At 51.7% G+C, this 12004-nt stretch carries 12 protein-coding genes; all 12 read right to left on the bottom strand.

Annotated features, from left to right (window positions below; translation table 11 throughout):
- Positions 1–23 precede the first annotated feature (23 nt).
- The 12 genes from rng to KCG43_RS08685 all read right to left on the bottom strand — a co-directional run bounded on the left by rng (position 24) and on the right by KCG43_RS08685 (position 11958).
- On the bottom strand, positions 24–1493 hold the full coding sequence (gene rng, locus KCG43_RS08630; RefSeq protein WP_192015858.1) for a ribonuclease G: 1470 nt from the start codon (positions 1491–1493) through the stop codon (positions 24–26).
- 16 nt (positions 1494–1509) lie between these two features.
- Positions 1510–2076 carry a nucleoside triphosphate pyrophosphatase gene (locus KCG43_RS08635; RefSeq protein ID WP_218384357.1) on the bottom strand — a complete coding sequence of 189 codons (567 nt, stop codon included), beginning with the start codon at positions 2074–2076 and terminating at the stop codon, positions 1510–1512.
- 86 nt (positions 2077–2162) lie between these two features.
- Entirely contained in the window at positions 2163–2651 is a 489-nt protein-coding gene (gene mreD / locus KCG43_RS08640) for a rod shape-determining protein MreD (protein WP_192015860.1), read from the bottom strand.
- Complete coding sequence (gene mreC, locus KCG43_RS08645) at positions 2644–3507, bottom strand: rod shape-determining protein MreC (RefSeq protein ID WP_027253727.1); 864 nt, start codon at positions 3505–3507, stop codon at positions 2644–2646. The genes mreD and mreC overlap by 8 nt, the downstream gene beginning before the upstream one ends.
- 40 nt (positions 3508–3547) lie before the next feature.
- Positions 3548–4591, bottom strand: coding sequence for a rod shape-determining protein MreB (gene mreB / locus KCG43_RS08650; protein WP_027253728.1), 1044 nt, complete (start codon positions 4589–4591; stop codon positions 3548–3550).
- Between the two features lie 322 nt (positions 4592–4913).
- Entirely contained in the window at positions 4914–7667 is a 2754-nt protein-coding gene (locus tag KCG43_RS08655) for a DUF6701 domain-containing protein (protein WP_218384358.1), read from the bottom strand.
- Positions 7668–8430: 763 nt separating this feature from the next.
- A complete protein-coding gene (locus KCG43_RS08660; protein WP_218384359.1) occupies positions 8431–8886 on the bottom strand; it encodes an MSHA biogenesis protein MshP in 456 nt (151 codons plus the stop codon).
- The gene (locus KCG43_RS08665; protein ID WP_218384360.1) at positions 8876–9631 is read right to left on the bottom strand and encodes a PilW family protein; all 756 of its coding nucleotides are present in this window, start codon (positions 9629–9631) and stop codon (positions 8876–8878) included. Before KCG43_RS08665 ends, KCG43_RS08660 begins: the two co-directional genes overlap by 11 nt.
- Positions 9631–10272, bottom strand: coding sequence for a prepilin-type N-terminal cleavage/methylation domain-containing protein (locus KCG43_RS08670; protein WP_218384361.1), 642 nt, complete (start codon positions 10270–10272; stop codon positions 9631–9633). Before KCG43_RS08670 ends, KCG43_RS08665 begins: the two co-directional genes overlap by 1 nt.
- The gene (locus KCG43_RS08675; protein WP_218384362.1) at positions 10259–10765 is read right to left on the bottom strand and encodes a prepilin-type N-terminal cleavage/methylation domain-containing protein; all 507 of its coding nucleotides are present in this window, start codon (positions 10763–10765) and stop codon (positions 10259–10261) included. Before KCG43_RS08675 ends, KCG43_RS08670 begins: the two co-directional genes overlap by 14 nt.
- Before the next feature lie 101 nt (positions 10766–10866).
- Positions 10867–11346 (bottom strand): type II secretion system protein, encoded by a 480-nt coding sequence (locus KCG43_RS08680; protein WP_218384363.1) that lies wholly within the window; start codon positions 11344–11346, stop codon positions 10867–10869.
- Positions 11347–11355: 9 nt separating this feature from the next.
- Positions 11356–11958 carry a prepilin-type N-terminal cleavage/methylation domain-containing protein gene (locus KCG43_RS08685; RefSeq protein WP_218384364.1) on the bottom strand — a complete coding sequence of 201 codons (603 nt, stop codon included), beginning with the start codon at positions 11956–11958 and terminating at the stop codon, positions 11356–11358.
- Positions 11959–12004: the final 46 nt, after the last annotated feature.

A 12004-nucleotide genomic window follows, 5' to 3' on the forward strand; every position in this document is an offset into this window, starting at 1 on the left:
ATAACACGCCATTGCCTCAGGGTTTACATCATTACGACGTCAAACTGTTCTTGGTTATACAAAGGTTCGATTTTGACTTCAACCTGCTTACCGATGAAGACTTCCAGTTCAGCCAGCGCGTGGTATTCCTCGCCGGCCAGTGTCTCGGCCACCGCAGGGGAAACATAAGCGACAAAGCGATCGGCATCATAAGCCCGGTTGACACGGGTAATCTCACGCAGAATTTCATAGCAGACACTGTCGACCGTTTTCACCGTCCCACGCCCTTCACAGGTTGGACAAGTCCCGCACAGTACATGTTCAATACTTTCACGGGTCCGTTTACGGGTCATTTCCACCAGCCCAAGCTGGGTAAAGCCGTTGATATTGGTTTTCACCCTGTCGTAAGACAACGCCTGCTCCAGTGCCGTCAGCACCCGGCGTCTGTGCTCTTCAGAGGCCATATCGATAAAATCAATAATGATAATCCCGCCAAGGTTGCGCAGGCGTAACTGGCGGGCAATCGCTTTGGTGGCTTCAATATTGGTATTGAAGATGGTCTCTTCCAGATTACGGCGGCCAACAAAAGCACCGGTATTGATATCGACCGTTGTCATGGCTTCAGTCTGATCGATAATCAGATAACCGCCGGATTTCAGCTCCACTTTGCGATCCAGCGAACGCTGAATTTCATTTTCCGTATCGTACAGATCGAAAATCGGCTGATCGCCTGTGTAGCGAACCAGCTTATTGCTCAGTTCTGGCACGAACTCGTCGGTAAATTCTTTTAAATTCTCGAAAGCTAGGCGGGAATCGACGTAAATAGAATCCAATTCAGTGCCGACGAAATCGCGCAGAATACGCTGCGCCAGACCAAGCTCTCCGTACAGCATCGACTTACTCTTGTATTTTCCACGACGTTCCAGCACTTTTCGCCATAAATGCTTTAGAAATGCAGCATCCTGCGCTACTTCGGCCGATGACGCCCCTTCCGCAGCGGTGCGGATAATAAATCCGCCCAATTCATCACAATGCTTGGTTACCAGGTTTTTCAGGCGTTCACGCTCGCGTTCACTTTCAATCCGCTGCGATACGCCAACATGGCTGGCACCGGGCATGAAAACCAGGTAGCGGGATGGCAGGGTAACATCCGTCGTCAGGCGGGCGCCTTTGGTTCCCAGCGGATCTTTCACCACCTGCACCACCAGATCCTGCCCCTGGCGCACCAGTTCTGAAATATCCCTTACCTGAAACTGCTGTTTCTCATTTTCGGCCACGCACTCGGTATGGGGAACAATATCGGAGGCATGAAGAAAGGCCGCTTTATCCAGCCCGATATCCACAAAAGCTGCCTGCATGCCAGGCAGTACACGGCTCACTTTCCCTTTATAAATATTGCCAACAATGCCACGCTTGGATTCACGCTCAATATGGATTTCCTGGAGGTTGCCCCCTTCAATCATCGCCACGCGGGTTTCACTGGGTGTCACATTGATAAGCAGCTCGGTACTCATGGATGCCTCTGTTAATTTAATTGGCTATAAATTCTCGGATCAGCGCATCGGTTTCCAGCAGCGGCAAGCCGACAACTGCATGGTAACTCCCTTCGATACGGGCAATGAATTTCCCGCCAATCCCCTGAATGGCATAACTGCCGGCTTTGTCTTTGGGTTCACCGCTTTGCCAGTAGTCCTGAATATCCTGGCTGGTCAGAGACCGGAACCAGACATCCGTTACAACCAGCTCTGTCCGCTGACGCGCTTGCGTGGCAACAGTGACAGCCGTCATGACCTGATGGCTTCGTCCGGATAATAACATGAGCATCTCACGGCTGTGCGCGAAATCCCTCGGCTTTTCAAGAATCTGTCCGTCTACTACCACTATAGTGTCTGAACCGAGTACCGGCGTCTGTCCGTCAGTTACCCTCACCCCTGCCATGGCTTTGTCCAGCGACAGACGCTGAACATAGGCTTCCGGGGTTTCTCCTGCCTGATGCCGTTCTTCGACGTCGAGCGACAGGATATCGAAAGTGTAACCGAGTTGAGAGAGCAGTTCTTTACGACGGGGTGAACCGGATGCCAGATACAGTGTTGTCATCTTGATCTTACCTAGAAAGACGATAGCACTGGGGGCTTGTCATGCGAGCCGTATCACACAGTGCTATCGAAGGGGACTGATGTCCCCTAACGTATTGAGAACTTACGGCGAATGCGCCGCAAAAACAGGAACAACCAAGGCCAGAGGAGGAAGTTGAGTAATACGGCCCACAACCGGGTGGGATCAAATTCAATCTCGACCACCAGGTATTCTGCCCAGAACTCCACCAGCTTGCCGGCCAGCGACAGCAAGGCGACTATCATGGCCTGCTGCCATAACGATAAATTGCGCATCACCTGAAAGTTCAGGGCCACTATGTAGCACAGCACTGACATGGTCAGACCGCGAATACCCAAAGTAGAACCCAGTAACAGATCCCAGATCAGTCCCAGTACCAATGCCGTGCCGACATTCACCCGGTGTGGCAACGCCAGCACCCAGTAAAACGCCACTAACATAACCCAGGACGGACGGAAAGCTTCCAGCTGTCCGGGCCAGGGAGCGGCCTGCAGCATCAGTGCAACCACAAACGACAACCAGATCAGCACAATGCCATTGGCTCGACTATCAACCATTGACCGGATCTCCTGTGGTGACGGTATGCCTTTCTCTGTCTGTCGGCCAGACCAGCAGTAAATAGCGCAAGCGGTCAAACTGCACCGTTGGCAAGGCTTTGATTTGCGCAAACGGGCGCTTATTATCGAACGAAAACTCTGTCACCCTGCCGACCGGGTATCCTTCCGGATAGCGGCCACCCAGACCGGATGTCACCAGTAAATCGCCCACTTTGATATCGGTACTGCTGGGGACGTGTTCGAGCTGAATCTGATCCTGCTCGCCACTGCCTGAGGCAATTACCCGGATATCGTTACGCACCACTTGCACCGGAATCGCATGGGTGGGATCAATCAGCAGCAGCACCCGGCTGTTGTGTGCACCGACATAGGAGATCTGACCGACGATACCTTTGTCATTGATCACCGGCTGACCTTCATACACACCGTCTACCCGGCCTTTATCTATCATGACCTGATGACTGTATGGGTCGGAGTCGACAGCCATCACTTCAGCCACCATTTTACGTTCGTCACGCACAAAAGGTGAGCCCAGCAGCTCACGAAGGCGCTGGTTCTCCTGCTGCAACTGGTCAAGTAGCAGCACATCGCTTTGCAGTACCAGAAGGTCGCGCTTAAGCGCTTTGTTTTCTGCCAGTAATCGCTGATGAGAACTCAGCTGACTGAAAAGACCATCCAGAATTTCACGCGGAAGGTTCGCTGCGTATTGCAAAGGGGCAACCGCAGAGTTAAGGACATACCGGACCTGGGCGAAAGCATCAAGACGGCTGTCGGCCAGCATAAGGCCGGCCGACAGTAACATGGCAAGAAACAGGCGCAATTGCAGAGAAGGGCCTCTGCCAAAGATAGGTTTCATGTAACACTATGACCTGTTTGGATGTTTGCCGGGGTAGACATTACTCTTCGCTGAATAAATCGCCACCGTGCATGTCGATCATTTCCAGCGCTTTACCGCCACCGCGAGCCACACAGGTCAGCGGATCTTCAGCAACAACCACAGGGATACCGGTTTCTTCGGTCAGTAAACGGTCCAGATCACGCAGCAATGCACCACCACCTGTCAGTACCATACCGCGCTCTGAGATATCCGAAGCCAGTTCCGGCGGACACTGTTCCAGCGCCACCATCACAGCAGACACAATACCTGTCAGCGGCTCTTGCAGGGCTTCAAGAATCTCATTGGAATTCAGAGTAAAGCTGCGTGGCACACCTTCAGCCAGGTTACGGCCGCGCACTTCGATTTCACGCACTTCATCACCCGGATAAGCAGAACCTATCTCGTGTTTGATGCGCTCAGCGGTTGCTTCACCAATCAGGCTGCCGTAGTTACGACGGACATAATTGATGATCGCTTCATCGAAACGGTCACCACCGATACGCACGGAAGAGGAATACACCACACCATTCAGAGAGATAACGGCAACTTCAGTTGTACCACCACCAATATCGATCACCATGGAGCCTGTCGCTTCAGATACCGGCAGACCGGCACCAATAGCCGCCGCCATAGGTTCATCAATCAGGTACACTTCACGGGCACCGGCACCTTGTGCCGATTCACGGATAGCACGACGCTCAACCTGAGTAGAACCACAAGGCACAGCTACCAGCACACGTGGGCTTGGACGCAGTACACTGTTATCGTGCACTTGCTTGATAAAATGCTGCAGCATTTTCTCTGTGACATAAAAATCTGCAATCACACCGTCTTTCATCGGGCGGATAGCAGCGATATTACCAGGCGTACGCCCCAGCATTTGTTTTGCTTCGTGGCCAACGGCCGCGACACTTTTAGTGGCACCCGCACGATCCTGGCGAATGGCGACCACTGAAGGTTCATCAAGTACGATACCCTGCCCTTTGACATAAATCAGGGTATTGGCAGTACCCAGGTCAATGGACAGGTCATTGGAAAACATGCCACGAAGTTTTTTAAACATAGTTTTCGGCTAATCCTGCAAGCTCAAATTTCGTAAAAATTGCGCCTAAATGTATCAAGTGGCAGGTAGCGAGACAAGATAAGCTTTGTCAAACCTGCCACAGATCCTCATTTTTAGGGATTGTTACGCTTTCGTGTGTGCTTTTGCTTCGAATTGTGGGCTGCCCGCTCATTAGCATGCCCCTGAGACATACCAGACAAATATAAAGCAAGTGGAATATAAAGCCATGCTTTATCCATTCAGACTGACTTTATCAAAATCATTCCGATTCAGCATAGCAACGCCAGCTGTTGACGCACTGGTCTCGACGAACTGACACCGGCTAATTGGTATGGATGAACTGGTTCATATTCCTTTCACCCCGGTAAATCACCCGGTCATTGCCACGGTAAACACCAAAAGTCACCACGGCTGAGGGGTTTTCATCACCCTGCCCCCGCCAGTTGTACAGCAACCAGGGCTGGGATTCGCTGCCGGCATGGGTGCCGGATCCTGAGTCAGTGACAGGATTCTCGCCTGTGATGGCAGCAGGCATGTCGGCTATCAGTTTTTGCCAGAAGCGCACCTGCTCGCCAGATTCGCCCTCAGTGGCATAAAGATCGCCCGACGCTGAACGGCCTTCTTGCACCTGTATATCACCAACGGATGCGGTGATTGCATTCGTGGTCGGGTGAGTGATGCCCTGTCTGAAATACAGCTGGCCATTGAATACCGAGTCGTTATCGTCGCCATTGGTGACGAACTGGCCTGCATTCCAGTACTCCAACAGCACAGGAATATTGATTTTTTCACCTTCCCGGCCCACCGCACCTTCCAACCGCATCCGGCCGTAGCGGGCATGAATATCACCAACCAGCGCGGCGGCGGTTTCCGGCGTGGCGCCGTCCAACTCATAGACACTCAAGGGTTTATCTGAAAAGTCGCTGCAACCCCGGGTAGCGCAATCATTCCGAGATTCTACAACCAGACCAAAATCGACCGGGTACGGCCCGTCCGGTTCGGTCACATTTGGGTTTGTGCTGCTCACCACCCGTAGCAATGCCAGCGTATCGGTCGTGATCGTTTGGAGAGCTTTGTCCCATTGCTGATAGCTCAGACGCTCAGACAACCGGCTGGTCAAGTTATTGGCATCACTCCCTGTCGCCCCCGCATTCACGGCGCGTAACTGCAGCGATTCTCTATAATCGTCGGCAAAATAGCCGTAGTTTTGGGTTGGCTGGTTCTGCGTATTTTGCGCCTCAACAGTCGCTGACAAAGAAAACGGCTGATTCATATAGGTGAAACTACCGTAGGCGTCGCTGACCACACTCTCCTTGATGACGAAATGTGCTGGGTAGAAGCGTCCCAGTTGTCCGACACCCTGCTCCACTGTCATGCCAAGATAGTCGGCATCGGCCTGCAGCCACAGACTGCCGACTTCACTCCAGCTCAGATCGTCTATGGTCCAGCCTGATGTCGCTTCAGAGCCTGTAAATTCGTGATACAGCGTGCCCCCCAGACTCCCAGCAACCACACCATCGCCCGTTGGCGAAGCCGGTTTACCGGGAATAGACAACTGAATCGGCGCTGTCACCAGCCCAGAGACGGAATAGTAATTTGGGGTGGTGAGTTGATTGCACCAGGCTGAGGTGGTGGTTTGGATATCATTGATATCGTCACCGCTTTGATCCGGCATCACTGCATCTTCCGTCCAGATCACAGGTTTAAAGGTGACTGAAAACGACTCACCCGCTGCCGCAAAGCCCGGTCCGCCGCTGGCAGTGCCGGAGAAATCTGTCTTTCCATTGTCAGCGGTCACATCGCAGAGCGCGAACGTATAAGGTCGGGACCAGACGGTTTGCGTACCTTCTAATCGGGTCCAATCGCCTAAATCCATACCGTCCAGCGACGAGCCATTACCACTGATACTGCATCCACCGGCTTTAGTGCAATTTGGATCGACAAGACTAAGTTGCGTCTGACCCGCATCCAAATAACGCAACTCTGATTCAACACTGCCCTCCTGAAAGTTCAATGCAACGCTGGTGGACTGCCAGTTACCATTTTTATCGCGTAACTCGACAGAGTTGCCACCTGAATCTGGCAAGGTATAGCGAGTACTCAACTGTAGTGTCCGGATACCGCTGTAGTCTCGGGCTTCTGCCGGTGTTGCAGCACTGGTATCGCAACTCCTGGCAGAGACAGTAATTTGTTCAGGTTTTCCGGCAACGACTTTCAATGCCTGCTCCTGAATCTGCAGTTTAAACGGGACAAAACTGTACTGGCCTTCTGCGCTTGGGTTGCCGTCTGAGACTAGCTGTCCGGTAACAAAGATTGTTTCAATCACTTCACTTTTCAGCCACAATTGCGTTTTCCCGTTAAAAACAGAAAAACGCTGGCTTTGCTTGGCATCTGTACCTGTTCCACCGTCCGGCTGCTCATACCAGAACGCCTGTCCGCTGCCAGTCAGATTCGTCGTGACATCTATCTCACCATTAAATTGGGACGCCAGCGCACCACTACTATCCAACACTTGGAATTCTACGGGTTGACGTTCGCACAGCAAGCTCAAGGCTCGCTCTGGGCTGACAACAAGTTGATAATTATTATCCGGCGGATTGAAACATTGGCTGTTACCGACTATTTGCGCGGTGTTGCTCATTTGTAACTGACAGGCTGTAACCGCACCTCTTAATCCAGTATTGTTAGATAAAGCAACAGGGCCCTGGGAGTAAATACGGCCGTTAAACAAGCCTGATGAGTTGATATCGACTGAGAAATTCGTATTTACTGCAGGTGGCCCACTAGGATAAAAGCCCGGACGAGGACATTCATCACCTTTATTGTAAGCATAGATAGTTAAATTATCTGATGGGCTTGTTGTATTAACCAAGCCAGCAACCGTCATTTTATCCCAAACGTGAAGCACAACGTCTCCTTCGACTGTCATCGTGCCTCGAATATCGGCCCTGTCTAACCAGTATTCCCCTGTTGGGAAAATTAGGTTCCCTGAAGGCTCTATCGTGAGTCCCGAATATGGCGCACCGAACGACGAGATGAAATAACTTCCCGGTAAAGCCGTTTCATTATCTGTCACAACTTTATCTTTAATTTCAGTACTGTCCGAAACATCCCAAAGCAAATCTCGCTTATTCGCCATGCCGCCATTTAGGGAGCAAGTAACGCCATCGCATAACGCTTTCACATTGTCCTCTGGAGTGTATGCGTCAGGATACCCCATATCGACAATAGCATTACTAAACCCAACGCTATGCGCTGAGGTATTTGATATTTTGGTGCCTACATCAGATGTAAATAAGTTATTTTCATTTCCAATCCAGGTTTGTACCGGGCCGGGAAATAATTCGCAAACATCAGGATTAACTGGTGGTGGCGAGGGCGGCGGTTCTCCTTTTGCACACTCCATAGTTGAAACTTCGCCATTCCCAACAACACGAAAATCAGCAGACTTTATTTCCGAAAGGTCGATCACTTTTTCACTGACAAGCTGCCATGTACCGGAAACCGTCGTCTTATTAAGATACTGCAGCGTTCCTTGCTTCCCTTTATCTGAGCTGTATAACAACCGAACATAATAGCGTCCACCAGCTAAAAAGTTCTTCTCGACAATTGTGTTGGCTTCACTCGCATTTCGATTATCTGTCCAAATGACTTGAGTTCTTGTTCCGGAATTAGCCTGAGATGCAATGACCTGCTCATCTAAATTCGCGCTCGGTATTTCAAAATCAATATAAAAGTCTTTATTACTATTCAGCTTATTACTGCACTCTGCTGCCACAGCCTGTCCTGAAAGAAATAAATACAGCAGGAAGCAAAGACACCCGAAAGCCTGTAATCGTTTACTCATTATCCAAATCCTTTGCCCAAAGCTCCTGAATCCGGGTAACAGCATGAGGGCCGCTGCCGCACTGTGAAGTGCTGATTAAAAAGTAAGTGTTTACTGACCCGGTATTTGAAGATTGGCAGGTCGTCGTTGCGCGGCAGCCCGTTACCCCGGCTGGTGCGAAAGTGTAAGCAGTGCCGGTGTCAGGATGGTGACGCAGACAGATATCGACCGCGGGTTCACTCACTGTGCCGGCCAGCGGAAAAAGCTGCCTCATCATGTCTTCATTGGTGGAATGGGCGGTAAACCAGGCGCGGGTCGACAGTACTTCGCGGGTGGTAATGTCCTGACCAGAACCCGCCACCCGCAACATGGCGGCTGCCATGGCGGCCATGACGACAATCACGAAAATGGCGACGATCAGCGCGCTGCCCTGTTGCTGTTGCTTTGAATGCCGTCGGCTATAAGACATTGATCACCTGCACGCTCTGGCTGTAGTCCGACGATTCTTGGCTGACAGGATCGCGAAATGTCAGCGCAAGATGAATCAGACCATTGCTGTTCAGGCCGGCCCCTGACACAGCGACATTGAAATGGCTGAGCGTATTGGTCAGCGTATAGCCGGTACCATTCTTTACTCGCCGTACCAGGCTATCGCCAACCTGACAAAAAGCCACTTGGTCGGAAAACAGATACAAGCGCTGACCCGGCGAACGATCGCCCAGCCACCGGGACAATTTCAGACTGACCGTAGGATCTGCCGCAGTCGGGGTTTTCGTCAGCTCAAAAAACTCCATACTTGCGTCTTCATCGGCTTGATAATCACTGGCACTGACAAATCCCACAGCCGCGCGCTTATCTTTGATACCCGTGTTCCATAAGGCAATGTGCTGTGAGTCAGGCGGTACAAGTCCGCTAAGTTCTGTTTCTGATTCCTGAGGTTCAAGTCGGCTATAATAGGTCGCCGTTAAATACACAGGATAAAACGACAGACACCCGCTGCTGAAACTGACGCTGTTTGGCGCAGCATGGCGAATTTCCCGGGTAAGACGCTCGATAACAAAACGCGCCTCCGACTGTAAGCGCTCTCTATCTATGGTGTCGGAGTAGCCCCCGGCGCCCAGCTGCAGGTAAGCGCCGATGCCCAGCGAAATAAATGCCAGAATCACCAGCGCCATGATCATTTCTATCAGAGTGAATCCCCGGGACGGCCGCATCAGTAGTTACTCCTGAACGCAGTGAACAGGTATTCACCGTAGCGGCTGGTCCTGACCAGAACATCAATGCGCTTCTGGGTGCTGACAGCCGTTGCGGCACCATTGAAAGCGTTGTTTTCATAGCGCACACTGATCTCAAGATAAATATTGCGGTAATCACTTTGCTCGGCGGCAGACACTGTAACGAGATCCTGCAATGCCCCGCGACGGGGCAGACTGCTGCCGTTGCACTGTGCCACACTGCCCCAGCAGCCGATAAAGTCATCCACGTCATCGGCAGCGCCGACATTCAGTAAGCCGCTGTTAACTTCACCGGCATCTGCGCCCAGATTGTCCGGCGCGCTGCACACATACACCTCTTCTCCGCAACGGATCACGCTGTCGTTAAAGGGATCCGAGGCTTCATCGAATTTACGCGATAACACCTCATTCAGCACGCCCTGGCCGATGGCGGCGGCTCTGGCCTGATAATGCGGTACGGCGGACTGTTCGGCCTGAGGAAATAAAAAGCTGGTCAGTGTGACCATGGCGATTGCCATAATGACAATGGCGATAATGCCTTCAATCAGGGTAAAACCCTGCTGATGGCGGTAGGTTTTCTGGCGGCAATTTGTCGAACGCCAGGGGTTACGGGCAGGCATGGATATAACCCTCCCGGTTAATACAGATTGAGGTGCTCTGAGCGTTACGCGAGACAAAGGTTATCTGGCACTCTGTGGTACAAAGCGGTGTCTTGCTCCCGCTGCCATCCTGCTGATAAGGTCGTCCCAGTAAATCGAACCGCACTTCGCCTAACAAATCGCCAGTTACAGTAATATCGTCGGCTGATGCCGTGATTGCGCGGCCAGATAACGTGATATCAGCGCAGGCAGGCGGGCCAAAATGATCCGATGCCACCTGTAAAGACAGGCAGGGATTCAGATCGCCCAGCTCATTGATATTGCTCATCGCTCGCAGCTGAATCTGACGGGCCAGACTGATGGCCTGATCGCGGGCCAGGTAAGCATCAAAACTACTGCGGCCAATCAAACGTGACGCGGCCGTCACACTGAGGATTCCCAGCAGTATGATCACCAAAATCAGTTCAATTAACGTAAAGCCGCGTTGTCGGCCAGCGCTCAAATGGCGAGCCATGCATTCACCCAAAACGCCCTGTCAAAGAGAGAAAAGGGGCAGGAGTCCGCCCCAATTTACACACAATCAATAGGTAAATAATCGACCTACTCTCTCAGTGTTTACTGTGTACAGCCATCACCTAGCACCACTTCAGCTGTCGCTGGTGTGTCAGCATCTGCTGCTTGGGTATATAGTACGTAACAACCTTCTGTAGTACGGTCTGCAAACGTATAGATAATCTGAGTATCCGTCAAAGTATCTTCCGGTACATCGCTGGTATCTGCCGAAGTAATTGCTAGCCAATCACCATTTTCAAACGCGGCACCAATGCCATCATCCGCTGCTGTCGGATAGCCGAAAATGGCCTGAACACCATCGACATCTACTGCTTCATCACTAGTTTCATTACCACGCACTGCAGCCTTGCCGTAAACAATGCCTGAAGCGCCCACAATTGCGCCTCGCAGCCCCTGCAGCGCAGAGTTACGTGCATCATCCTGCAGGTTCAAAAAACGCGGCGCAGCAGTCACGGCCAGAATGCCGAGAATCACGATTACCACTACCAATTCAATCAGGGTAAAACCACCTTGACGTTTCATAGCTAACTCCTAAATATTGCGATCAATTTTAATATCAACCCGACCCAAAGCCGGTATATAAGTAAAATAATGGCCGGCTGTTATTGCTTTCTTACCGGTCCAAAAATCACTGGCCGAAGCCAGCTGGTAATAACGACAAAACCGGTTACCACTGATTGCACCGACTTCGACGAAATACTGATATTGCCCAGAGCCCGCCTCACTCGCATCAGTGGTTGACGGCGGTGGGTTTTGTAACAGGTTGTCCATTAATGTCAGGCAATCCTGCTCCGACAATTGTCCCAGTTGCGAACTTCCCTGCCCCTGCAGCGCGAAAGGATATCCCTCTCTGCCACCTGTTTTTGCTGCGGTCAGGTTAAACAGAGTGCCGTCGTAATTGACCCAGTTCCGGCTCTGGGTGCCAGGCTTGCCATCGGCTTCCCATTGCGCACGGGCAGACAGGACTGCGGTCGAAAAGCTCCCCGCCATGCCCTGAAGGGCGGCCACTTTGGCCTCTTCGGCAATATCGATATAACGGGGAACCATCACAACAGCCAGAATACTGACCACCACCACCACAATGACCAGTTCGATCAGCGATAAGCCGGTTTGCCTGTTCGGATACTGAGTCATAATCTGCCAAAAACATGACGAACGGGCGTCAAAATGATGTAAGTAG

The sequence above is a fragment of the Photobacterium sp. WH24 genome (genome assembly GCF_019204055.1).
In the GTDB taxonomy this organism is placed as follows: domain Bacteria; phylum Pseudomonadota; class Gammaproteobacteria; order Enterobacterales; family Vibrionaceae; genus Photobacterium; species Photobacterium arenosum.